14 protein-coding genes are annotated in these 24,554 nt (G+C 72.3%); 5 read left to right on the top strand and 9 right to left on the bottom strand.

What is annotated here, in order from left to right:
* Positions 1-90: 90 nt before the first annotated feature.
* The 4 genes from trxA to ACGFWJ_RS18875 all read left to right on the top strand — a co-directional run bounded on the left by trxA (position 91) and on the right by ACGFWJ_RS18875 (position 4,200).
* Positions 91-1,071, top strand: a complete 981-nt coding sequence (gene trxA, locus ACGFWJ_RS18860) for a thioredoxin (RefSeq protein WP_387637184.1) — start codon at positions 91-93, stop codon at positions 1,069-1,071.
* Positions 1,072-1,637: 566 nt separating this feature from the next.
* Complete coding sequence (locus tag ACGFWJ_RS18865; RefSeq protein ID WP_387637182.1) at positions 1,638-2,264, top strand: DUF6230 family protein; 627 nt, start codon at positions 1,638-1,640, stop codon at positions 2,262-2,264.
* Between the two features lie 146 nt (positions 2,265-2,410).
* A complete protein-coding gene (locus tag ACGFWJ_RS18870; protein ID WP_392950779.1) occupies positions 2,411-2,974 on the top strand; it encodes a DUF6114 domain-containing protein in 564 nt (187 codons plus the stop codon).
* Positions 2,971-4,200 carry a hypothetical protein gene (locus ACGFWJ_RS18875; protein WP_392950781.1) on the top strand — a complete coding sequence of 410 codons (1,230 nt, stop codon included), beginning with the start codon at positions 2,971-2,973 and terminating at the stop codon, positions 4,198-4,200. The genes ACGFWJ_RS18870 and ACGFWJ_RS18875 overlap by 4 nt, the downstream gene beginning before the upstream one ends.
* 87 nt (positions 4,201-4,287) lie before the next feature.
* Here the strand turns inward: ACGFWJ_RS18875 and pyk are convergent, their stop codons facing one another.
* From pyk to ACGFWJ_RS18910, 7 genes are all read right to left on the bottom strand, one after another.
* On the bottom strand, positions 4,288-5,715 hold the full coding sequence (pyk, locus tag ACGFWJ_RS18880) for a pyruvate kinase (protein WP_392950783.1): 1,428 nt from the start codon (positions 5,713-5,715) through the stop codon (positions 4,288-4,290).
* A gap of 112 nt (positions 5,716-5,827) precedes the next feature.
* Positions 5,828-7,033: an acetate kinase gene (locus ACGFWJ_RS18885; protein WP_392950786.1), complete on the bottom strand. Its 1,206-nt coding sequence runs from the start codon at positions 7,031-7,033 to the stop codon at positions 5,828-5,830.
* Positions 7,030-9,159 (bottom strand): phosphate acetyltransferase, encoded by a 2,130-nt coding sequence (pta, locus tag ACGFWJ_RS18890; RefSeq protein WP_387637169.1) that lies wholly within the window; start codon positions 9,157-9,159, stop codon positions 7,030-7,032. The genes ACGFWJ_RS18885 and pta overlap by 4 nt, the downstream gene beginning before the upstream one ends.
* Positions 9,160-9,283: 124 nt before the next feature.
* Positions 9,284-11,776, bottom strand: coding sequence for a 1,4-alpha-glucan branching enzyme (glgB, locus tag ACGFWJ_RS18895; RefSeq protein WP_392950789.1), 2,493 nt, complete (start codon positions 11,774-11,776; stop codon positions 9,284-9,286).
* Between the two features lie 89 nt (positions 11,777-11,865).
* The gene (locus tag ACGFWJ_RS18900) at positions 11,866-13,353 is read right to left on the bottom strand and encodes a maltokinase (RefSeq protein WP_387637164.1); all 1,488 of its coding nucleotides are present in this window, start codon (positions 13,351-13,353) and stop codon (positions 11,866-11,868) included.
* A 267-nt stretch (positions 13,354-13,620) separates the two neighbouring features.
* A complete protein-coding gene (gene treS, locus ACGFWJ_RS18905; RefSeq protein WP_387637161.1) occupies positions 13,621-15,336 on the bottom strand; it encodes a maltose alpha-D-glucosyltransferase in 1,716 nt (571 codons plus the stop codon).
* Positions 15,333-17,288, bottom strand: coding sequence for an alpha-1,4-glucan--maltose-1-phosphate maltosyltransferase (locus ACGFWJ_RS18910; protein WP_392950975.1), 1,956 nt, complete (start codon positions 17,286-17,288; stop codon positions 15,333-15,335). The genes treS and ACGFWJ_RS18910 overlap by 4 nt, the downstream gene beginning before the upstream one ends.
* Before the next feature lie 963 nt (positions 17,289-18,251).
* On the opposite strand from ACGFWJ_RS18910, the gene glgP reads away from it, so the two are divergent.
* Positions 18,252-20,927: an alpha-glucan family phosphorylase gene (glgP, locus tag ACGFWJ_RS18915; RefSeq protein ID WP_392950793.1), complete on the top strand. Its 2,676-nt coding sequence runs from the start codon at positions 18,252-18,254 to the stop codon at positions 20,925-20,927.
* Positions 20,928-21,108: 181 nt separating this feature from the next.
* Here the strand turns inward: glgP and ACGFWJ_RS18920 are convergent, their stop codons facing one another.
* Positions 21,109-22,830 (bottom strand): ABC transporter ATP-binding protein, encoded by a 1,722-nt coding sequence (locus tag ACGFWJ_RS18920; protein WP_392950796.1) that lies wholly within the window; start codon positions 22,828-22,830, stop codon positions 21,109-21,111.
* Positions 22,827-24,548 (bottom strand): ABC transporter transmembrane domain-containing protein, encoded by a 1,722-nt coding sequence (locus ACGFWJ_RS18925; RefSeq protein ID WP_392950799.1) that lies wholly within the window; start codon positions 24,546-24,548, stop codon positions 22,827-22,829. The genes ACGFWJ_RS18920 and ACGFWJ_RS18925 overlap by 4 nt, the downstream gene beginning before the upstream one ends.
* Positions 24,549-24,554 lie beyond the last annotated feature (6 nt).

Genomic DNA, 24,554 nt, shown 5'->3' on the forward strand with positions numbered 1-24,554 from the left:
CGGGCTCCGCGGGGAGAGGCGGGCGTCCCGGTTTCGGCATTTCCGGGCGGATGGCGTCCGGTACCGGCTCCGGCGGGGGAGGATAGAGCCATGCAGTCACGGAATTCGCGTCTCAACAGCTCCGCCCTGCGCGGTGCGGTGGACCTCGCCGCGGTGAAGGCGGCCGGAGAGGCCGCCCAGAAGGCGGAGCAGACCCGGGCCGAGCGGGCCCGGCAGGCGGCGGCGGGCGACGGCCCGGCGCTCGCGGACTACCCCCTGGTGCTGGACGTCACCGAGGACACCTTCGAGTCGGAGGTGGTCCAGCGCTCGGCCGAGGTCCCCGTGGTGGTGGACTTCTGGGCCGAGTGGTGCGGCCCGTGCAAGCAGCTCAGCCCGATCCTGGAGCGCCTCGCCGAGGAGTACGCCGGCCGGATCGTGCTCGCCAAGATCGACGTGGACGCCAACCCGCTGATCGCCCAGCAGTTCGGCATCCAGGGCATTCCGGCCGTGATGGCCGTGGTGGCGGGCCAGCTGGTGCCGCTGTTCCAGGGCGCCGAGAACGAGTCGAACGTCCGCAAGGTGATCGACCAGCTGATCGCGGTCGCCGAGCAGCGCTTCGGCATCGTCGGCGGCTCCGGTGCGGGCGCTTCGGACGCCGAAGCCGCCCCGCGGGTGCCGGCCGACCCGGCGCTGGAGGCCGCGCACGACGCGCTGGACCGGGGCGACCTGGGCGGCGCGGTGCAGGCGTACCGGAACGTGCTGAGCGAGCGGCCCGGCCACGTCGAGGCCAAGCTCGGCCTGGCCCAGGCGCAGCTGCTGCAGCGGGTGGAGAAGCTCGACCCGCAGCAGGTGCGCGCGGACGCGGCAGCCGACCCGAAGGACGTGCAGGCCCAACTGCGGGCGGCCGACCTGGACTTGGTCGGCGGGCACGTCGAGGACGCCTTCGGCCGCCTCGTGTCCACCGTCGCGAAGACCTTCGGCGACGACCGGGACGCCGCGCGGCTGCGCCTGCTGGAGCTGTTCGAGGTGATCGGCCCGGACGACCCGCGCACCGTGGCGGCCCGTCAGGCGCTGGCCCGGGTGCTGTTCTGACAGCCGTTCCGACGGCACTGGGTGACACGTTCGGTGACCTGCGGTGTCGTCGGTGATTTGACGACTTTCACGGGTAATCCGGGCAGGTTTACCAAATCTTGATAACACCCCTCCTTCGTCACGGCGAGTGATGAAGGAGGGGTGTTTTGCCTTCGTTTGCCAGGGTCACGGCTCTGGCGGCCTGTGTCTTCCGTCACTCTTCGCAGTCGCGCCTTCGATCCCCTGAGCGAACGCGTTCACTGTTGGATTACCCGTCAGTAACGCACCCCTTGTGCTCCGCCCGGTATTCGAGCACGATCGGCGACGCCCGGTCCCTTCGTCACGAAGGGTCCCCACCGGGTGAGGGCAGGGGGGTAACCGCAGATCCCACGCGGCGGTTCCTGGCCTCGGCGGTCGCGCAGCCCGCGCGTTCGCACGGTTGTCGCTCGGGGGTGATCGCCGACGCCGTCCCCACGGCATCAGGCGCTCTCCGCTACCGAGGACGTAGCTCTCTCCCATTTCGGGCCGAACCATGTGCGGGACGCACCGGACCGGCCGGAGATGTACGTCCTAGAAGGAGGACTCGCATGTCCACGTCTTACGGCAAGACCCGCTGGAAGCGCTTCGCCCTGGTGATGGTGCCGAGTGTCGCGGCCACCGCCGCGATCGGCATCTCCCTGGCCAACTCCGCGCTGGCGGCCTCGTTCGCGGTCTCCGGCCAGCAGTTCAAGGTCACCGTCGACCAGCTGCACGGCGAGAACTTCTCGCAGTTCGGTGGCGTCGACATGGAGGCCAACCACACGCCGCACCCGGTCGCCATCTCGGCGTTCGACCACGCGACCCTGCAGAACCTGTGCCAGTCGGTCGTCACCGACCTCGGCCCGCTCGGCAAGTGGACCCTGGTCCTCAAGGCCGGCGACCAGAAGCCGGTCGACGCCCAGCAGCTGCTGATCGACATGAACCAGCTGAACGCCGACGCCGAGTTCCACAGCATCAACATCGGCCAGGACGCCAGCACCCTGCAGGGTACGGCCATCGACAAGCTGAAGAAGGACGGCGGCTCCCTGCCGTCCGGCGCGCAGGGCTTCGCCCAGTCCGCCAAGTCCGCTGACCTGTCCAAGGTCCAGCAGACCGCCTGGGCCACCTCGGCGGGCACCTTCACGCTGCCGAACCTGCACCTGAACATCAACCAGGGTGTCAACGAGTGCTACTAGTCCGTGACTGACGGCCCGTCAGCCGGGCCGGACGGCGGACCCCCGGTCCGAGGGAGCGGCACCACGCCGCTCCCTCGGGCCGCACCCCGGCATACCCGGGGCCATCCGTATTTCCCCCCTCGGACCCACCATCGAGGAGTCGCACCATGTCCAGCGCAACCGTCGAGGCCTGGCCCGAGGGCCCGGCCGGCTTGGCCAGCCGAGGCCGGCGAGGGTTCCGCGCCTGGCGGCGCACCCGGCCGTTCTGGGGTGGCCTGCTGGCCGTGTTCGCCGGCGTCCCGATCCTGTACTTCCCGTACGCCCACCTCAGCCTGAACGGCCTGACGGTGGCGATGGCCACCACCGCCGGCGCCGGCTCGCTGCTGATCGGCATCCTGATGATGGTGCTCGGCATCACCGTCTGGTTCCAGCCGGTGGTGCGGATCTTCTGCGGGGTGGCGACCACCATCCTGGCGCTGATCTCCATCCCGGTCTCCAACCTGGGCGGCTTCGGCTTCGGCGTGGTGCCCGGCCTGATCGCCGGTGGCCTGCTGGCCTCCTGGGCGCCGCTGCCGGAGCCGGCCGCCGGGCCGGAGACCGCCGAGATGGCGGCCGAGACGACCGCCGGGGACGCCGCACCGACCGCGCAGCTGCCCGCGCAGGCCGTCGCCGAGCAGCCGATGGAGCACGGCGCCACACCGACAGCGAGTCCGGAGGGGGAGCGGCCGTGACCGACTCGGAGAAGCCGGCGGTTCCCGGCCCGCGGCACGCGGTGCCACGGGAGGGCGTGCGGTCCCGGCTGCGCGGGCGGGCGCTGGCGATCGCCGCCGTGCCGACCGCGCTGCTGGTCGGCGCCGCCTACACGCCGACCCTGGCGGTCGCGGCCGACCCGCAGTCCGGCGCCTGCGCGAGCAGCCCGGACACCGTGCTCAAGGAGACGCCCGTCCCGAAGAGCGAGATCAAGGTGCAGCCGGACTCCTCGGTGAGCGAGGCGGCGGCCGTGCAGTCCGGGCAGGCGCCCGCGGGCAGCGCCGCCGCGGTGCCGGCGGTGTTCACCGGCTCGACCGGCGTGCAGTCCGCCGCCTACGTGACGCCCAGCACCGGTAACGCGACCGGCGGCGGGGTGCAGCAGGCCGGCGTGATCGACGACTGGTGGAACAAGCTGACCCACCCGAGCACCGCCCCGTCGGCCACGCCCGGGGCCGCGACCACCGCGCCCGCCACCCCGAGCCCCAGCGCGAAGCCGTCCGCCGAGCCGAGCCCCTCGGCGACCGGGCAGCCGGCCGCCGAGACGCCCGGCACGCCGGAGGCCCCGGCCACCGAAGGTTCGAAGGCGCCGACCAAGACGCCGTCGACCAATGCGCCGTCCACCAAGGCGCCGAAGCCGTCCAGCTCGGCCTCGGCCTCGGACGACCCGAACTGCCTGGTGAGCACCCGCGGCCTGGCCGCGAAGGCCGCGCCCAAGGGCCACGTGGTGCCGGACCAGAACTGGGTGCTGCACTCGACCCGGCTGGCGCTGCACGGCTCGGTGTTCAACGGCGTCTACGACGTCACCACGGAGAGCGGCACCAAGCGGGTGCTGAAGTTCACCACCGACAGCGTCGACATCGAGAACCTGGACATGTCGACCATCCAGATCCCGGGCCTGACCTTCCATGTGAAGAGCCGTCAGGGATCGACCTCCACCATGCGCAACGGCCCGATCACCATGTACGTGGAGAGCCTGTCCGGCCACCTGGCGGAGATCTACGGCCTGCCGATACCGATCGACCTGGGCCAGATCACGCTGACCCCGGACACCCTGCCGAAGTGGCTGTGGGACCTGCTGGGCGCGGTGCCGATCCCGTTGGACCTGACCCTCACCGGCGCCAAGACGGTGCAGGCCGGCCAGTTCGGCGGCGACCTGAAGATTCCGGGCATGCGGCTCTTCAACGACAAGGAGCCGTACGACGGTTGAGCCGTCGTCACAGTTGTCGCGCGGACGCCCGCAGGGGCGGGACCCGGTCTCCCGGGTCCCGCCCCTGCGGGTTTTCCGCGCTGCGGCTCAGCGGCCGCGGGTGCCCAGGTGGTGGACCTGGACCATGTTGGTGGTGCCGGGGACGCCGACCGGCACGCCGGCGGTGACGATCACGGTGTCACCCTCGGCGAGGCGGCCGAGCTTCACCAGCTCGCGGTCGACCTGCTCGACCATCGCGTCGGTGGTGGCCACCTGCTCGGTGACGTACGCCTCGACGCCCCAGCTCAGCGAGAGCTGGTTGCGGGTGGCGACGTCCGGGGTGAACGCGATCACCGGGATCGGCGAGCGGTAGCGGGACAGCCGGCGGGCGGTGTCACCGGACTTGGTGAAGGCGATCAGCGCCTTGCCGTCGAGGAAGTCGCCCAGCTCGGTCGCGGCGCGGGCGACCGAGCCGCCCTGGGTGCGCGGCTTGCGGCCCGGGTTGAGCGGCTGGAGGCCCTGCGAGAGCATTTCCTCCTCGGCCTTCTCGGCGATCTTGCTCATGGTCTTGACGGTCTCGACCGGGTACTTGCCGACGCTGGACTCGGCGGACAGCATCACCGCGTCCGCGCCGTCCAGGATCGCGTTGGCGACGTCGGAGACCTCGGCGCGGGTCGGGCGCGAGGCGTGGATCATCGACTCCATCATCTGGGTGGCGACGATCACCGGCTTGGCGTTCCGGCGGGCCAGGGTGACCAGCTGCTTCTGGACCAGCGGCACCTTCTCCAGCGGGTACTCGACCGCCAGGTCGCCGCGGGCCACCATGATCGCGTCGAAGGCGAGGACGATCTCCTCCATCGCCTCGACGGCCTGCGGCTTCTCGATCTTGGCGATGACCGGCACACGAATGCCGACCTCGTCCATGACCTTGTGGACGTCCTCGATGTCCGCGGCGTTGCGGACGAAGGACAGCGCGATCATGTCGACGCCCAGTCGCAGGGCGAAGCGCAGGTCGTCCTTGTCCTTCTCGGACAGCGCGGGCACGTTGACCGCCGCGCCGGGCAGGTTGATGCCCTTGTTGTTGGAGAGCACGCCGCCCTCGACGACCACGGTCTTCACCCGCGGGCCGTCGACGCTGACGACCTCCAGGGCGATGACGCCGTCGTTGATCAGGATCGGGTCGCCGGGCTTCACGTCGCCGGGCAGGCCCTTGTAGGTGGTGCCGCAGATGTGCTGGTCACCGGGGACGTCCTCGGTGGTGATGGTGAACGTGTCGCCGTTGTCAACGGTCACCGGGCCGTTGGCGAAAGTCGCCAGACGGATCTTGGGGCCCTGCAGGTCGGCCAGCACGCCGATGGTGCGGCCGGTGTCCTCCGACACCTGGCGGACGCGGCGGTACCGGTCCTCGTGCTCGGCGTGGGAGCCGTGGCTCATGTTCAGTCGGGCGACGTTCATGCCCGCTTCGACGATGGCCTTCAGCTGTTCGTAGGAGTCCGTGGCAGGACCCAGGGTGCAGACAATTTTCGCTCGGCGCATATCCGTCAGTCTATCCGTTCGTGTTATCGGTGTATTCGACTCGAATCGTCAGATATCGCCAACGAACATTCCGAGGGATGGGATACTGACGGGTAGTCATCCCGCGTCGGCCCTATACCTCGTGGACCAGCGCGAACGTCTGCTGGGCGATCTCCAGTTCCTCGTCGGTGGGCACCACGGCGACGGTCACCCGGCCGTAGGACGGCGAGATCGTCCGGGCCCGGCGCGAACGCGTCGCGTTCAGCTCCGGCTCCACCGAAATACCGAGTTCCTCCAGATTGGCACAGACCGCCGCCCGGACCTCCGCGGAGTTCTCCCCGACACCCGCCGTGAATGCCACCGCGTCCACCCGGCCCAGTACCGCGTAGTAGCCGCCCAGGTAGCGGCGGATCCGGTGCACGTACGAGTCGAAGGCCAGCTTGGCATCCTCGTCGCCGCCCTGGGCGCGCCGCACCACCTCGCGCATGTCGTTGTCGCCGCACATGCCGAGCAGGCCGCTGCGGCGGTTCAGCAGGTCGTCGATCTGATCGATGCTCAGACCGCCCACCCGGTGCAGGTGGAACACCAGGCCCGGGTCCACGTCGCCGGAGCGGGTGCCCATCACCAGGCCCTCCAGCGGGGTGAGGCCCATGGAGGTCTCCACGCAGACGCCGCCGGCCACCGCCGACACCGACGCGCCGTTGCCCAGGTGCAGCACGATCACGTTCAGCTCGGCCGGGTCGCGGCCCAGCAGCCGGGCGGTGGCCCGGGAGACGTACTGGTGCGAGGTGCCGTGGAAGCCGTAACGGCGCACCCGGTGCTCGTCGGCGGTCCGCCGGTCGATCGCGTACCGGGCCGCGTACTCCGGCAGAGTGGCGTGGAAGGCGGTGTCGAACACCGCGACCTGCGGCAGGTCCGGGCGGATCGAGCGGGCCACCTCGATGCCGGTGATGTTCGCCGGGTTGTGCAGCGGCGCCACCGGGATCAGCCGGCGGATCTCCGCCACCACCGCGTCGTTGATCAGCGTCGGCCGGGTGAAGCGCAGCCCGCCGTGCACCACCCGGTGGCCGATCGCCGCCAGCTCGGGCGAGTCCAGGCCCATCAGGTCCGCGGCCAGCTCGTCGGCGACCGCCCGCAGCGCCCCGTCGTGGTCGGCGAACCGCCGCACCGACTCGCGCGGCTCCCCGGCCGGCGGCAGGTGCAGCAGCCGCCCCTCGGTCTCGCCGATCCGCTCCACCAGGCCGGACGCCAGCCGGGCGCCGTCCAGCATGTCGATCAGCTGGTACTTCACCGAGGACGACCCGGCGTTCAGCACCAGGACACGGGTACCGGTGCTCACTGCGCGTCTCCCTCGGCGGACTGGGTCTGGGACTGGATCGCGGTGATCGCCACGGTGTTGACGATGTCCTCGATCAGGGCGCCCCGGGACAGGTCGTTGACCGGCTTGTTCAGACCCTGGAGCACCGGGCCGACCGCGATCGCGCCGGCCGAGCGCTGTACCGCCTTGTAGGTGTTGTTACCGGTGTTCAGGTCCGGGAAGACCAGCACGGTCGCCCGGCCCGCCACCGGGGAGCCCGGCAGCTTGGTCGCCGCGACGTGCGCGTCCACCGCCGCGTCGTACTGGATCGGCCCCTCCACCAGCAGGTCCGGACGCAGCGCGCGGACCAGCTCGGTGGCCTTGCGGACCTTGTCGACGTCCGCGCCGGAGCCCGAGGTGCCGGTCGAGTACGACAGCATCGCCACCCGCGGCTCCACCCCGAACTGGGCGGCCGTCTCCGCCGACTGGATCGCGATGTCGGCCAGCTGCTGGGCGTCCGGGTCCGGGTTGACCGCGCAGTCGCCGTACACCAGCACCTTGTCGGCCAGGCACATGAAGAACACCGAGGAGACGATCGACGCCCCCGGCGAGGTCTTGATCACCTCGAACGCCGGGCGGATGGTCGCCGCCGTCGAGTGCACCGCGCCGGACACCATGCCGTCCGCGATGCCCTCCTGCACCATCAGGGTGCCGAAGTACGAGACGTCGGTGACCACGTCGAGCGCCCGCTCCACCGTCATGCCCTTGTGCGCCCGGGCCTTCGCGTACAGCTCGGCGAACTGCTGGCGCAGCGGGCTGGCCGCCGGGTCGACGATCCGCAGCTGCGCGCCGGACTCGCCGGCCTGCGGGAACTCGATGCCCAGCGCGGCGGCCCGGCGGTGCACCGCCTCCGGCTCGCCGAGCAGGGTCAGGTCGCAGATGTTGCGGCGCAGCAGCACCTCGGCGGCGCGCAGCACCCGCTCCTCGGTGCCCTCCGGCAGCACGATGTGCCGGCGGTCGGCGCGGGCCCGCTCCAGCAGCGCGTGCTCGAACATCATCGGGGTCACCCGCTCGGAGCGGGTCAGCTCGATCCGGCTGGTCAACTCGGCGGTGTCGACGTGCAGTTCGAACAGGCCGAGGGCGATCTCCGCCTTCCGCGGGCTGTCCGGGCCGATCCGTCCCTCCAGGTGGGTGAGCGCCGCGGCGGTCAGCCAGGAGCCCTCCGTCACCTCCGCCACCGGCGTGCCGGGCGCGAGCCGGGACGCCAGCGCCATCACGTCCGGGCCCGGGTGCTGACCGAGTGTCAGCAGCACGCCCGCGATCGGCGGGGAGCCCGCGGCGTGCGCGGCCAGCGAGCCGATCAGCAGGTCCGCCCGGTCGCCCGGGGTCACCACCAGCGCGCCCTCGGTCAGTGCGTTCAGGAAGGTCGGCAGCATCGCGCCGCCGAACACGAAGCCCCGCACGTCCCGGGCCAGGCCCGCCGCGTCGCCCAGCAGCACCTGCGCGCCGGTCGCCTCCACCAGCTGTGCCACGGTCGGCGCGGCCAGCGCCGGTTCCTCCGGGACGACGTACACCGGCACCGGCAGCTTCTCGGTCAGCGCCCGCTGCACCTGCTGCTTGGCGCCCGGCGCGACCCGGTTGGCGATCATCGCCAGGATCGAGCAGCCCAGGTCCCGGTACGCCCGGTGCGCGTTGCGGACCTCCGCGATCACCGTCTGCGGGTCGTCGTGCTGGCCGCCGACCACCGGCAGCACGGCCGCCCCGAACTCGTTCGCCAGCCGCGCGTTGAAGGCCAGCTCGTCCGGGATGTTGGTGTCCGCGTAGTCGGTGCCCAGCACCAGCACCGCCTGGCAGCGGCGCGCCAGCTGGTGGAACCGGTCGACCAGGACGGAGACCAGCTCGTCCTGGCCGCGGGCCGCCTGCAGGGCCGCCGCCTCGTCGTACGTCAGCCCGTACAGTTCGGCGGTCGGCAGGTCCAGCCGGTACCGGCTGCGCAGCAGTTCCACCATGTGGTCGGTGGCCGGCGCCGCCCCGTCGGGTGCGTGCACCAGCGGGCGGAACACCCCGACCCGGTCCACCTGACGGGTGAGCAGTTCCATGACCCCGAGTTCCACGGCCTGCCGGCCGTCCCCCCGATCGATCCCGGTCACGTACACGCTGCTCGCCACAGTGGAACTCTCCGTCCGTCTTTCTCAGGCTGCGGTCATCTTGACCATACCTTCGTATGACATTCGGACTGGGCTGCGGCACTGCCGTTCGGGCTGCTCGGGGGGCCGGAGGTCCTCGGTTCGATCAGGTGGTGCGGGCCGGGCGCAGCCAGACGGTGGCCAGCGGCGGCAGCACCAGTTCGGCCGAGCGCGGCTGGCCGTTCCACTGCGTGCCCTCCGCCTTCACCGGCCGGGAGTTGGCGATCCCGCTGCCGCCGTACCGCTCGGCGTCGGTGTTCAGCGCCTCCTCCCAGAGCTGCTCGCGGCCCTCCAGCCGGGGCAGACCGACCCGGAACCCGCGCCGGACCACGGGGGAGAAGTTGCTGACCGCGACCAGCGGGCTGCCGTCGGCGGCGAACCGGACGAAGGAGAACGCGTTGTCGTCGGCCGCGCCGCCGTCCAGCCAGCGGAAGCCCGCCGGGACGGTGTCCTGCTCGTACAGCGCGGGGGTGGCGCGGTAGACCCGGTTCAGGTCGCCGACCAGGCGCTGCACGCCGCGGTGGTCGGCGTGCGCCGCCCACGCCTCGTCGAGCACCCACCACTGCGGGCCGCTCTCGTGCTCCCACTCCGCGCCCTGGGCGAACTCCTGCCCCATGAACAGCAGTTGCTTGCCCGGGTGGGCCCACATGAAGCCCAGGTAGGCGCGGTGGTTGGCGCGCTGCTGCCACCAGTCGCCGGGCATCTTGGAGACCAGCGCCTGCTTGCCGTGCACCACCTCGTCGTGCGAGATCGGCAGGATGTAGTTCTCCGACCAGGCGTACACCATCGAGAAGGTCATCTCGTTGTGGTGGTACCTGCGGTGCACCGGCTCCTTGGACATGTAGACCAGCGAGTCGTGCATCCAGCCCATGTTCCACTTCAGGCCGAAGCCCAGGCCCCCGGAGTCGGTGGGCCGGGTGACGCCGTCCCAGGCGGTGGACTCCTCGGCGACCGTCAGCACGCCCGGGCAACGCCGGTAGACGGTGGCGTTCATCTCCTGGAGGAAGGACGCCGCGTCCAGGTTCTCCCGGCCGCCGAACTGGTTGGGCGACCAGTCGCCGCCCTCGCGGGAGTAGTCGAGGTAGAGCATCGAGGCGACCGCGTCCACCCGTAGGCCGTCCACGTGGAACTCCTCGCACCAGTACACCGCGTTGGCGACCAGGAAGTTGCGCACCTCGGTACGGCCGTAGTCGAACTCCAGCGTCCCCCAGTCCGGGTGCTCGGCGCGCTGCGGGTCGGCCGGCTCGTACAGCGGCTCGCCGTCGAACCGGGCCAGCGCGAAGTCGTCCTTCGGGAAGTGCGCGGGCACCCAGTCGACCAGCACGCCGATGCCGTGCCGGTGCAGCGTGTCCACCAGGTACCGGAAGTCGTCGGGGGTGCCGAGGCGGGCCGTCGGGGCGTAGAAACCGGACACCTGGTAGCCCCAGGAACCGCCGAACGGGTGCTCCATCACCGGCATGAACTCGACGTGGGTGAAGCCGAGTTCGCTCAAGTAGCCGGGCAGCACCCCGGCGATCTGCCGGTAGGACGTCAGGTCGGGCCGCCAGGAGGCCAGGTGCAGCTCGTAGACCGACATCGGGGCGCGGTGGTGGACGGTCCGCGCGCGCGCCGCCATCCACTCGGCGTCCTGCCACTCGTGCCGGGAGACCGTCACCACCGAGGCGGTGTCCGGCGGGCACTGCGCGGCCCGGGCCAGCGGGTCGGCCTTCTCCACCACCCGGCCGGAGCGGGTCAGGATCTGGTACTTGTACTGCGCGCCCTCGCCGAGGCCCGGCACGAACAGCTCCCACACGCCGGACGAGCCCAGCGAGCGCATCGGGTGCGCGGTGCCGTTCCAGTGGTTGAACGAGCCGATCAGCCGCACCCCGACCGCGTTCGGCGCCCACACCGCGAACGACGTGCCGGCCACCCCGTCCACGGTGCGCACGTGCGAGCCGAGCGCGTGCCACAGCTGCTCGTGCCGGCCCTCCGAGATCAGGTGCAGGTCCAGCTCGCCGAGCGTCGGGGCGAACCGGTAGCCGTCGTGCTGCTCCAGCGGTGTCCCGCCCGGGTACGTCACCCTCAGTGTGTAGTCCGGGAACCGCTGGCCGGTCAGCAGGCCGGTGAACAGTCCCGCCTGCTGGTGGGTCAGTTCGGCCGGGCCGAGCGCGGTCTCCACCACCACCCGCTCGGCGAACGGGCGCAGCACCCGGATCGCGGTGCCCGTCGGCAGCGCGTGCGCACCCAGCAGGGCGTGCGGGTCGTGGTGCGCGCCGGAGACCAGGCGCTCCACCTCGGCGGGCGGCAGCGGAGCCTCCGGCAGCCGCAGCGCCGCGCCCGGTGCGGGCCGGACGGGCGCGGGGCGGGACTTCGCCGGGCGCCCGGCCTTCCCGGAAGCGGGGGCGTTCGCCGGCTTGGCCGCCGGGTTCTTGGCCACCGGCTTCTTGGCCACCGGGTTCTTGGTCGCCGCCGGACGGGGCGTCGCGCCGGACGGCCGTGCGGGCTTCGCCGGGGGCTGCCAGCCGGCCCCCCTGCCGCGCTCGCCGTTCCGGAAGGTGGCCGGGACGGCCGGTTGGCGGTCGGCCGGAAGGGGCGGGTCGAGCGGACCGAGCGGGGTCACGGCGGAGGCCTCCAGGATTCCTGCGAACGGGTCGGGGTTAGTGCCGGGAGAACGGACCGCCCGGCCGGGGTGCCCGGCCGGGCGGAGGGTCAGACGGAGTCGGCCAGCCGGTTGATCGCGGCCAGCGGGATCGGCAGCCAGCTGGGCCGGTGCCGGGCCTCGTACACCACCTCGTACACGGCCTTGTCGATCTCCAGGGCGCGCATCAGCTCGGGCGACTCGGACGGGTCGCAGCCGCCGCCCGCCGTGTAGCCGGCGCAGTACGCGGCCCGGTTGCGGGCCGCCCAGGCGGAGGCCAGGTGGGCCAGTTCGGGGTCCTGGGCGGGGGCGCCGGCCAGCAGGTGGGCGGCCGCGTAGTCGAAGGAGCGCAGCATCGCGGCGACGTCCCGCAGCGCGGGCTGCGGCAGGCGGCGTTCGGCCAGCGGTTTGGCGGGCTCGCCCTCGAAGTCCAGCAGCACCCAGCCCTGCGGGGTGCGCATCGCCTGGCCGAGGTGCAGGTCGCCGTGGATGCGCTGGACCAGCAGCCCGTCCAGGTGGGCGGCCGTCAGCTGCTGGAAGGCGGAGCGCAGTGCGGAGCGGTAGCGCAGCAGGCCGGGGACGGCGGTGACGGCGGAGTCCAGCCGGTCGGCCATCGCGCCGGCCAGTTCGGCGATCCGCGGCCGGTCCAGCCGGGTGGTGGGCATCGAGCGGGCCAGCACCCGGTGCACCTCGGCGGTGGCCCGGCCCAGCCGGTGCGCCTCGATCGCGAAGTTGCCGGGCGACGGATCGCCCTTCAGCCGGGCGACCTGGTCGAGTGCCAGTTCCCAGCCGTCCTCGGCGTCCGGCAGGTAGCGCTGCAGCAGGCCCAGGGTGGCGGGCTCGGAGCGTTCCAGGCGACATTCGAACCAGGCGGCGACCCGGGGAATGCGGGTCGAGCCGGCCCGGGACAGCGCCAGCGACAGTTCCAGGTCGGGGTTGGTCCCGGGACTGATCCGGCGGAACAGCTTCAGGATGAACGCGGTGTCGTAGATCACCGAGGAGTTGGACTGCTCGGCGGTGGACGCCCGCCCCGGCAGGTTGCCCGGCAGGCCCGGGCCCGGGGTGCGGCGGAAGCACAGCGAGCCGAACCGGTCGCCGGTGGCCAGGTGTTCCAGCAGGCGGCCCGTCAGCTCGGGGTCGTGCACCGCGTCGTAGAGCACCGCGCCGTCGTAGGTGCCACCCGCCAATCGGCCCAGCACCGCCCGCTGCCCGACCGCCGCGGGCCGGTCCGAGCGGATGCCCAGCAGCAGTTGGTACACGTCACCGGGGCCGGTGGCCGCCCCGCCGTGCTCCACCCGCAGCAGCAGGTGCAGCAGCGCGGGGTCGCCGACCTGGAGCGGCGTGCCGATCACGGGGGTGAGGGCGGCGATCGGCCGGCCCTTGCCGGCGTACCAGCGCTGGGTGGGAAGCCATTCGGCGATCAGCGGCAGGGCCGCATGGACCAGCTCGCTGACTCCCGCGGCGGTTCTCCGGACCCCCGGCGTCCGCGTCCCGACCGGCGCTGGGGCGGCGGACGGATCACGGTGCAGGTGGGCTTGAGAACGGGAGGTTTCGGACATGACTCCCTTTCCCCGGAAGCGGGCGACTGCCCGACGGGATCGTGGCCGGGCCCTTCACTCTTCCGGATTTCGACGGCGCGTCGGCGACGGCACGCGAGCCGGGGCCCGGTGTCACGCCTTCGTGTGGATGGCCGTTGGGCTGTTCTCCGTACGCGGTGGTGCGAAGACCTCCGGGGGCGCGCGGAGCAACTCGCGCGCCCGCGGAAGAGGTGTCCCGGATCGGGGCCCGGTGAATCGCTGGTGCGTGGGCGTGTCGGCCCCCGCGTGCTACTTCGCGGACGCCTTCGCCGGGGACTGGCGCAGCTGGAACCAGTAGAAGCCGTGGCCGGCCAGCGTCAGCAGGTACGGCCATTCGCCGATGGTGGGGAAGCGCACGCCGCCGATCAGCTCGACCGGGTACCGCCCCCCGTACTGCCGCAGGTCCAGTTCGGTCGGCTGCGCGAACCGCGAGAAGTTGTTCACGCACATGACCAGGTCGCCCTCGTACTCGCGCACGAAGGCCAGCACCGCGGGATTGCTGGAGGGCAGCTCGGTGTAACTGCCGAGGCCGAACGCGGGATTGAGCTTGCGGATCTCGATCATGCGACGCGTCCAGTGCAGCAGCGAACTCGAACTGCTTTGCTGCGCTTCGACGTTGGTCACCTGAAAGCCGTACACCGGGTCCATGATGGGCGGCAGACTGAGCCTGCCCGGGTCGGCGGAGGAGAAACCCGCATTGCGGTCCGGCGTCCACTGCATGGGGGTGCGTACGCCGTCCCGGTCGCCGAGCCAGATGTTGTCGCCCATGCCGATCTCGTCGCCGTAGTACAGCACCGGGCTGCCCGGCAGCGAGAGCAGCAGCGCGGTGAACAGCTCGACCTGGTTGCGGTCGTTCTCCAGCAGCGGGGAGAGCCGGCGGCGGATGCCCACGTTGGCCCGCATCCGCGGGTCCTTCGCGTACTCCGCGTACATGTAGTCGCGCTCCTCGTCGGTGACCATCTCCAGGGTCAGCTCGTCGTGGTTGCGCAGGAAGATGCCCCACTGACAGCCCGAGGGGATCTCCGGGGTCTTCGCCAGGATCTCGGAGACCGGGTGGCGGGACTCCCGGCGGACCGCCATGAAGATCCGCGGCATCACCGGGAAGTGGAACGCCATGTGGCACTCGTCGCCGCCGGAGCCGAAGTCGCCGAAGTAGTCGACCACGTCCTCCGGCCACTGGTTGGCCTCCGCCAGCAGCACGGTGTCCGGGTAGTTGGCGTCGATCTCCTTGCGGACCCGGCGCAGGAAGTCGTGGGTCTCCGGCAGGTTCTCGCAGTTGGTGCCCTCGCGGGCGTACAGGTACGGCACCGCGTCCAGCCGGAAGCCGTCGATGCCGAGGTCCAGCCAGAACCGGAGCGCCGCCATCACCTCCTCCTGCACCCGCGGATTGTCGTAGTTGAGATCCGGCTGGTGACTGAAGAAGCGGTGCCAGTAGTACTGCTTGCGGACCGGGTCGTACGTCCAGTTGGAGGTCTCGGTGTCGACGAAGATGATCCGGGCGTCCGGGTACTGCTTGTCGTCGTCGGCCCACATGTAGAAGTCGCCGTACGGGCCCTCCGGGTCGCTCCGGGAGGCCTGGAACCACGCGTGCTGGTCGCTGGTGTGGTTCACCACGAAGTCGATGATCACCCGCATGCCGCGGGCGTGCGCCGCGTCGACGAACTCCACGAAGTCGGCCAGGTTGCCGAACTCCGGGAGCACCGACTGGTAGTCCGAGACGTCGTAACCGCCGTCCCGCAGCGGGGAGTTCATGAACGGGGGGAGCCAGAGGCAGTCCACACCCAGCCACTGGAGGTAGTCGAGCCGCGAGGTGAGCCCCTTGAGGTCTCCGACGCCGTCGCCGTTGCTGTCCTGGAACGAACGCACCAGGACCTCGTAGAAGACCGCGCGTTTGAACCACTCGGGGTCGCGGTCCCGGGCGGGGGTGTCGGCGAAGGTGTCGGGGACGGGCTCGTTGACTGTCACTGCGGGTTCCTCCGAACCGTGAGGAGGTGGGCCGGCCCGGAAGAGGGATCGAGCCGGACGTAGTTGTGACGGCCCCAGGCGTACGTCGCGCCGGTCAGCTCGTCGTGCACCGTCAGCGGCCCCGGCACGTCGAGCGTGACGGTGGCCTCCTGGACGTGGTGCGGGTCCAGGTTGACCACGCAGATCACCTGGTCCTCCAGCCCGTCCTCGGTGACGGCGCACTTGGAGAACGCGATGATCCGCTCGTTGTCGACGGGGTGGAAGCGCAGGTCCCGCAGCTGCTGGAGGGCGGGATGCCGGCGGCGCAGCCGGTTCAGGGCGGTCAGCAGCGGCGCGAGGGAGTCCTGCCGGGTCCAGTCGCGCGGCCGCAGCTCGTACTTCTCCGAGTGCAGGTACTCCTCCGAGCCGGGCTTCGCGGGCTCGTTCTCGAACAGCTCGAAGCCCGCGTAGATCCCGAAGGTCGGCGACAGCGCCGCCGCCAGCACCGCTCTCACCGCGAACGCCGCCGGGCCGCCCTGCTGGAGGTACTCGGGCAGGATGTCCGGAGTGTTGGCGAAGAAGTTCGGGCGCATCCAGGCGGCGGCCTCGCCGGTCAGCTCGGTCAGGTACTCCGTCAGCTCGGCCTTGGAGTCGCGCCAGGTGAAGTACGTGTAGGACTGGTGGAAGCCGACCTTGGCCAGGGTGTGCATCATCGCCGGACGGGTGAACGCCTCCGCCAGGAACAGCACGTCCGGGTCGGTGCGGGCGATGTCCGAGAGCACCTTCTCCCAGAAGTTCACCGGCTTGGTGTGCGGGTTGTCGACGCGGAAGATCCGCACCCCGTGGCCCATCCAGAACCGCAGGATCCGCACCGTCTCGCGGACGATCCCGTCGAAGTCCTGGTCGAAGTTGACGGGGTAGATGTCCTGGTACTTCTTCGGCGGGTTCTCGGCGTACGCGATGGTGCCGTCCGCGCGGTGGCTGAACCACTCCGGGTGCTTGTGCACCCACGGGTGGTCCGGCGAGCACTGGAGCGCGAAGTCCAGCGCCACCTCCAGGCCCAGCGCGCCCGCCTCCGCGACGAAGTGGTCGAAGTCCTCCAGGGTGCCCAGGTCCGGATGGACGGCGTCGTGGCCGCCCTCGGGGGAGCCGATCGCCCACGGCGAGCCGACGTCCTGCGGGCCGGCCTCCAGCGAGTTGTCCGGACCCTTGCGGTGGGCCCGGCCGATCGGGTGGATCGGCGGCAGGTACACCACGTCGAAGCCCATCGCGGCCACCGCGGGAAGCCGCTCGGCGGCCGTCCGGAAGGTGCCGGAGACCGGCGCCTCCACACCGTTCGGGTCCACCACCGCGCCCTCCGAGCGCGGGAAGAACTCGTACCAGGAACCGAACAGCGCCCGCTTGCGGTCCACCTGGAGCGGCTGCGGACGGGTCGCCGAGAGCAGCTCGCGCAGCGGGAAACGGGCCAGCAGCGCCGTCACCTCCGGCACCAGCGCCGCCGCGTAGCGGCTCAACGGCGGCAGGCCGGAGTCGCGCAGCGCGTCCACCGCGGCCAGCACCTGGGCCCGGCCCTCCTTCTTCGGCACCCCGGCCGCCGCCCGCTCCAGCAGCTGGGCGCCCTCCTCCAGCACCAGCGCGGTGTCGATCCCGGCCGGGAGCTTCACCGCCGCGCGCTTGCGCCAGGTCGCCACCGGGTCGCCCCACGCCTCCACCAGGTACGACCAGCGGCCCGGCGCGGTCGGCGTCACGTACGCGCCCCAGCGGTCGCTGCCCTCGGACAGCTCGTGCATCGGCGTCCACGGACCGGAACGGCCGCGCGGGTCGCGCAGCACCACATTGGCCCCCACCGCGTCGTGGCCCTCGCGGAACACCGTGGCGGAGACCAGGAAACGTTCGCCCTCCACGGCCTTGGCCGGACGCCGACCGGCGTCGACGAGCGGGGTGACGTCAAGCACGGGGATGCGGCCGATCACGGTGTCGCTCTCTGTCGTGGTGCGGGTGGGGCGGGTCGGTGATTTACGCGGGGACGAGGTGGTGCCGGGGGCAGGCGCAGTGGGTGCGGTGACGGCGGTGGCCGATGGGGCGCCGGAGGGCGGGGCCGCGGCGGACCTGACGGTGGTGGTCCGTTTCGACGCGGCCTTGCGCGGGGTGCCCGCACGTTTCGTCGCCGGTGCGGCCGCCCGCTTGCGGGCCGCCGCGGTGCGCGGGGCCGGCACCGGGGGTTCCCCGGTCGACGGTCCGTCAGGGGTGTGGTCCGTCGGTACCGTGGACTGGTCCCGCGTGTCGCCGTGCATGCCAAGCTCCTGCCCGAGATCGGCGGCAGCTCTGCCCGGCGGGCGACGCCGGGAGAGTACCGGGAGGACTGCTGGGTGAGGAAGGACGCGCGGCCGGAGCCGGCCCCGCGCCGACGGACCCGGCCACCCCGCCCGCCGACCGCCGCAGCGGGACCCGCCGCGGCGAACGCACGTGTCCCGGCGCGCGTCGCTCGGTGCGCGCCCCCGCGTGACCCAGCCCACCGGAAAACGACCGGTCGGGGAACGAGGACACGCAAAGACACGCCTACTGAGGCCGAATGGGCTAAGGGGAAGTGAGGGCACGTCAAAACCGGACCTGCACCAGCCGGAGGCAGCGGGGGGACGACCGTCCGATCGTGCACCAGCGGCACCCACGACCTTGTTGCATCCTCGCACCACGGGCAAGAGGACCGGGCGGGCAAGCGCGTGGTTTCAGCCGGTATGCAAGGGTGAAACAGGCCCCCGCAACACCTCGGATCCCAGGAGTTCACACCCGACGGCGCATGTTTTACCTGCTTGCGCCCTACGTGCGCCGTGATTTGCCACCACGCGCCCGGAACGATCTCAACGCTGCTCCGAACGGGTGTGGCGCCCGCAAGTTGACGCCCAGTCAGGCGAAAGGTCGGGACTACCCTTCAAGCCGTGAAGGCAATCCGCAGGTTCACCGTCCGCACCGTCCTGCCCGAACAACTGCAGCCACTGCACGAGCTCGCGCTGAACCTCCGCTGGTCCTGGCACCCCGAGACCAGAGAGCTGTTCCGCTCCGTCGACCCGGACGTCTGGGCCGCCGTCGGAGAGGACCCGGTCCGACTGCTCGGCGAAGTCCCCGCGGCCCGGCTCGCCGCCCTCGCGGGCGACCGGCGATTCCTGCGCCGGCTCGGCGACCTCGCCGACGACCTGCGCGACTACCTCACCGGCCCGCGCTGGTACCAGTCGGCGAACGACGCCGAGAGCGAGCTCCCCGCCGGCGTCGCCTACTTCTCGCCCGAATACGGCATCGCCGCCGCTCTCCCGCAGTACTCCGGCGGCCTCGGCATCCTGGCCGGAGACCACCTCAAGGCCGCCTCCGACCTCGGCGTCCCGATCATCGGCGTCGGACTCTTCTACCGGCACGGCTACTTCCGGCAGTCGCTCAGCCGGGACGGCTGGCAGCAGGAGCGCTACCCCCTGCTCGACCCCGACGCGCTCGCCGTCACCCTGCTCCGCGAAACCGACGGCACCCCCTGCCGGATCGACCTCGCCCTGCCCGGCGGCCGCACCCTCGCCGCCCAGGTCTGGCGCGCCCAGGTCGGCCGGGTCCCGCTGCTGCTGCTCGACTCCGACATCGAGGCCAACAGCCCCGCCGAACGCAACGTCACCGACCGCCTCTACGGCGGCGGCAGCGAACACCGGCTGCTGCAGGAAATACTGCTCGGCATCGGCGGCGTCCGCGCCGTCCGCACCTACGCCCGGCTCACCGGCCACCCCGCACCCGAGGTGTTCCACACCAACGAGGGCCACGCCGGCTTCCTCGGCCTGGAACGCATCGCCGAACTCACCACCGAACACCCCGGCCTCGGCTTCGCCGACGCGCTGGAAGCCGTCCGGGCCGGCACCGTGTTCACCACCCACACCCCCGTCCCCGCCGGCATCGACCGCTTCGACCGGGACCTGGTCGCCCGCCACTTCGGCGGCGACGCCGCACTGCCCGGCGTCCCCGTCGACCAGGTGCTCGCGCTCGGTGCCGAGAGCTGGGCCGGCGGCGACCCCAAGCTGTTCAACATGGCCGCCATGGGCCTGCGGCTCGCCCAGCGCGCCAACGGCGTCTCCACCCTGCACGGCGCCGTCAGCCGGGAAATGTTCAGCGGCCTGTGGCCCGGCTTCGACGCCCCCGAAGTCCCCATCACCTCGATCACCAACGGCGTCCACGCCCCCACCTGGATCGACCCCGCCGTGGTCCGGCTCGGCGCCACCGAGATCGGCCAGGAACGCGCCGACGAAGCCATGGCCGTCGGCACCACCGGACAGTGGACCGGCCTGGAACGCATCGGCAACGCCGAAGTCTGGGAACTGCGCCGCACCCTGCGCGCCCAACTCGTCGACGAAGCCCGCCGACGGCTGCGCGCCTCCTGGCAACAGCGCGGCGCCGGCGACGCCGAACTCGGCTGGACCGGCACCGTGCTCGACGCAGACGTCCTCACCATCGGCTTCGCCCGGCGCGTCCCCTCCTACAAGCGGCTCACCCTGATGCTCCGCGACCCCGCCCGGCTGCGCGCCATACTGCTGCACCCCGAACGGCCCGTGCAGATCGTCGTCGCCGGCAAGGCGCACCCCGCCGACGACGGGGGCAAGCGGCTCATCCAGCAACTCGTGGCCTTCGCGGACGACCCCGCGGTGCGGCACCGGATCGTCTTCCTGCCGGACTACGACATGGCGATGGCCAAGGCGCTCTACCCCGGCTGCGACGTCTGGCTGAACAATCCGCTGCGCCCGTTGGAGGCTTGCGGCACCTCCGGGATGAAGGCCGCGCTGAACGGCTGCCTCAACCTGTCCATCCTCGACGGCTGGTGGGACGAGTGGTACGACGGCCAGAACGGCTGGGCCATCCCCACCGCCGACGGCGGCACCGGCGAGGGCGTGCTCGACCCGGAGAGCCGGGAGGCCGAACGGCGCGACGACATCGAGGCCGCCGCGCTCTACGACCTGATCGAGCACCAGGTCGCCGCCCGCTTCTACGACCGCGGCGCGGACGGGCTGCCGCACCGGTGGATCTCGATGGTCCGGCACACGCTGGTCACCCTGGGGCCGAAGGTGCTGGCCGGGCGGATGGTCCGGGAGTACGTCGAACGGCTCTATGTTCCGGCTGCGGGCGCGCGACGGCGGCTGGCGGGTTCGGCTTCGGACTATGCCGGGGCGAAGGCGCTTGCGGGCTGGAAAGCGACGGTCCGTGACGCGTGGCCCTCGGTGCGGGTCGAGCACGTCGAGGCGGACGGGGTTGGCGAGGCGCAGGAGCTCGGGGCGACGTTGGCGCTTCGGGTGCAGGTGGCGCTCGGGCGGCTCGGGCCGGAGGACGTCGAGGTGCAGGTGGTTTCCGGGCGGGTGGACGAGAGTGACCGGATCTCTGAGGCGACGACGCTGGCGCTGAAGCCGGCGGTGGGCGGGCCGGACCTGGACGGGCGGCTGCGGTACGAGGGGCACCTCGAGCTGGCACGGACCGGGCCGTTCGGGTACACGGTGCGAGTGCTTCCCGCGCACGCCAGGCTCGCGTCGATCGCGGAGCTGGGGCTGGTGGCGGTGCCGGTGGAGTTGGGGGGACTGGAGGCGGGGGTGCTCAGGTAAGTGCATTGAGGGGCCCGGGGAACGGCGGGCCGAGTTGCGGGTGGTCGGGGACGGCGAGGGGTCGAGTCTGCGGAGGGTCGGAGAAGGGGACCCGAAACTACGGGACCTTCTCGCGCCCTGTTGATCACCCGAAGACTCGGCCCCGCCGTTCCCCGGGCCCCTGGGTGCGCACCTGCGAGTGCTAGCCCTGCCAGGAGTGCCAGAGGCGGGCGTACGGGCCGTCCGTTGTGACGAGCTTCTCGTGGGGGCCGAGGTCGGTGAGGTGGCCCTGGGTGAGGACGGCTACGCGGTCGGCGTCGTGGGCGGTGTGGAGGCGGTGGGCGATGGCTATGACGGTGCGGCCGGTGAGGGTGGCGGCGAGGGCGCGTTCGGTGTTGCGGGCGGCGGTGGGGTCGAGGAGGGCGGTGGCCTCGTCGAGGATCAGGGTGTGGGGGTCGGCCAGGATGACGCGGGCGAGGGCGAGTTGTTGGGCCTGGGCGCCGTCGAGGCGGTGGGTGGGGCCGAGGTCGGTGTCGAGGCCGTGGGGCAGGTCGTGGTGCCAGCCGACGGCGTCGAGTGCGGCGGTGAGGGCGGGGTCGTCGGCGTCGGGGGCGGCGATCCGCAGGTTGTCGCGGAGGGTGCCGAGGAAGACGTGGTGTTCCTGGGTGACCAGGACGACCTGGCGGCGCAGCCTCTCGGGGGAGAGGTCGGCGATCGGGACGCCGCCGACGGTGATGGCGCCGGTGCGGGGCCGGTCGATGCCGGCGAGCAGGCGGCCGAGGGTGGTCTTGCCGGAGCCGGACGGGCCGACCACGGCGAGGCGTTCGCCGGGGCGCAGGTCGAGGTCGAGGCCGTGCAGCACGTCGGGCCCGTCCGGGTACGCGTAGCGGACGTCGGTGACCCGGATGCGGTCGTCGGTGGGTTCGCGGTCGGCGGTCGGGGTGGGCGTGGGGGCGGCGGCGAGGCCTTCGACGCGGGCGTACGCGGCGGTGCTGCTCTGCACGGATTCGAGCAGGACGACGATGGTGTCGAGGGGTTCTTCGACGCGTCGCAGGTACAGGACGGCGGAGATCGCGGCGCCGAGGGTGACGGTGTGGTGGGCGACCAGCAGGGCGCCGAGGGGGAGGACCAGGACGACGGGGACGGTGTACGAGAGGTTGATGACGGCGAAGAAGCGCAGCCGCAGGTTCAGGGTGCGCAGCCGGGCGAGGTTGGCGGTGTCGACGGCGTGGCGGCCGGCGTCGAGGCGCTGCTGCTGGAGGCCGAGGGCGTCGATGGTGCGGGCGCCGTTCGCGGTGGCGGAGAGGGTCTCGGCGAGGCCGGCGTTGGCGGCCCGGTCGGCGAGGTAGGCGGGACGGGCGCGGCGCAGGTACCAGCGGGCGCCGAGGACGACGCCGACGACCCCGAGCAGGCCGCAACTGCCCAGCAGGGGGCTGACGGTGAGGATCGCGACGAGGATGAACAGGGCCTGGGCGGCGGCCACGAAGAGTTCGGGCGCGACGTCCCGGAGGGTTTCGCCGACGGAGGTGGCGTCGGTGGTGCCGCGTGAGGTGAGGTCGCCGGTTCCCGCCCGTTCGGCGGTGGCGGCGGGCAGTGCGAGGACCCGGTCGAGGAGCTGTTCGCGGATGCGGGCGGCGGCCCGTTCGCCGAACCGGTGGGCCAGGTAGCGGGCCTGGCGGTTCATCAGGACCTGCGCGGTGGCGCAGCCGAGCAGCAGCAGGCCGAGGCGGTCGATGTCGGCGGTGGTGGCGCCGTGGGTGACCCGGTCGATGATCCGGCCGAGCAGCCAGGGCCCGGCCAGGCCGAGCAGGGCGGCGAGGCCGTTGAGGGCGAGGACGGTGGCGAATGCCCGGCCGTCCTCGCGGACCAGCCGGGTGGCGGCCTGCCGGACCTGGCGGGCGGTGGCGATCGGCAGGGTGCTCATTCGGCCACCTCGGCGGGGGAGTCGGAGCCTCGGGTGACCAGGGCGCGGTAGCCGGGCTGGGTGCGGAGCAGTTCGCGGTGGGTGCCGCTGGCGGCGACCTTGCCGTCCACCAGGTAGTGGACGGTGTCGGCCTGGTCGAGCAGCAGCGGGGAGGTGCTGGTGAGGGCGGTGGTGCGGCCGGCGCGGGCGGCGCGCAGTCCGGCGGCCATCGCGGCCTCGGTGTGGGCGTCCACCGCGGAGGTCGGTTCGACGGCCAGCAGGACGTCCGGTGCGGCGGTCAACGCGCGGGCGAGGCGCAGGCGTTGGCGCTGCCCGCCGGACAGGTTGCGGCCGTCGGGGGCGATCGGGGCGTCGAGCCTGCCGCCCAGGGAGCCGAGCACGTCGAGGGCGGCGGCGGCCTCCAGCGCGGCCAGCAGGGTGTCGTCGGGGGCGTCGGTGCGGCCGCGGACGGTTTCGCGGAGGGTGCCGGCGAACAGGGTCGCCTCGTTCTCGGCGAGGGTGATCCGGGCCCGGACGTCGGCCAGCGGCAGGTCGGTGAGCGGGGTGTCGCCCCAGTCGGCGGTGGTGGCCGGGGCGAGCCGGGCGAGGCGTTCAGCGACGGCGGCGGTGTCGGCCGGGCGGGCCGCGGCGAGCACCGTGAGTTCGCCGGGGGCTATTCGGACGCCTGACTCGCGGTCGATCAACTCGGCAGCGGAGGCCGGGAGTTGGGAGGAGCCGTGATCCGGGTCGGGGGCCAGGTTGAGGAAGTCGGTGACCCGGCGGGCGCAGACCAGGGCGCGGCCGATGTCCTGGCTGTTCTCGATCAGGAAGTACACCGGGGCGACCAGCACCGCGGCGTACGCGAACACCGCCGTCAGCTGGCCGGGCGTCAGATCGCCCTCGACGGCGAGCCGGGCGCCGAGCCAGGTGACGGCGGCCAGCAGCAGCGTCGGGAGGCCGCCGCCCAGTGCCTGGATCCAGCTGACGGCCGCGCCGACCCGGTAGCCCTCGGCGCGCAGCGCCTGGGAGTCGGACCGGTAGCGGGCCGCGTACACGTCCTTGCCGCCCAGGCCGTTCAGCACCCGCAGGCCGCCCGCCAGGTCCTCGAACCGGGCGGTCAGGCGGCCCTGGTGGTCGCGGAAGCGGCTCTCGGCAAGCTGCTGACGGGACATCAAGGGCCGCAGTGCCAGGGCGAGGGAGGGCAGTCCGAGCAGCACGATCAGGGCCAGCAGCGGGGAGAGGGTGAACAGGATCGCGGCGGTCGTCAGGTAGCAGATCACCGCGCCCACGCCGGGCCCGATGAAGGTGAGCGCCATGGCGATCTTGGACACGTCGGAGATGCCGATGGTGACCACCTCGCCGGCCGTCACCTGGCGGGGCAGCGCCGCGCCGAGCCGCACGCCGTGCCGCAGCACCACGGTGATGGTGCGGAAGGATGCGTCGTTGCGGACCATCGTCATGGTGCGGTGCCGGCACCAGGCCAGCACCAGGTTCAGCAGGCCGAAGCCGAGCATCGCCGCCGACCAGCCGAGCACCGCCGCCGTCCGGCCCGGGCGCAGGCCGTCGTCGACGGCGCGGGAGAGCAGATAGGGCTGGACGGTCAGGCCGAGCATCCAGGCGGTGCCGTAGCAGGTGCCCGCCAGCGAGCGGCGGCGCTGGCTGCGGACCAGCCACCACAGGAAACGGAGCGGGCTGCGGGCGTCAGGGGGGCCGGCTCGGCCGGCGGTCGGGTCGTCCACGGACCG

This window comes from Kitasatospora sp. NPDC048407, assembly GCF_043200475.1.
GTDB lineage: Bacteria > Actinomycetota > Actinomycetes > Streptomycetales > Streptomycetaceae > Kitasatospora.

Coding starts and splice junctions, on each gene's coding strand:
- trxA (WP_387637184.1), top strand. CDS start 91: ATGCAGTCACGGAATTCGCGTCTCAACAGCTCCGCCCTGCGCGGTGCG.
- ACGFWJ_RS18865 (WP_387637182.1), top strand. CDS start 1,638: ATGTCCACGTCTTACGGCAAGACCCGCTGGAAGCGCTTCGCCCTGGTG.
- ACGFWJ_RS18870 (WP_392950779.1), top strand. CDS start 2,411: ATGTCCAGCGCAACCGTCGAGGCCTGGCCCGAGGGCCCGGCCGGCTTG.
- pyk (WP_392950783.1), bottom strand. CDS start 5,715: ATGCGCCGAGCGAAAATTGTCTGCACCCTGGGTCCTGCCACGGACTCC.
- ACGFWJ_RS18900 (WP_387637164.1), bottom strand. CDS start 13,353: ATGTCCGAAACCTCCCGTTCTCAAGCCCACCTGCACCGTGATCCGTCC.
- ACGFWJ_RS18920 (WP_392950796.1), bottom strand. CDS start 22,830: ATGAGCACCCTGCCGATCGCCACCGCCCGCCAGGTCCGGCAGGCCGCC.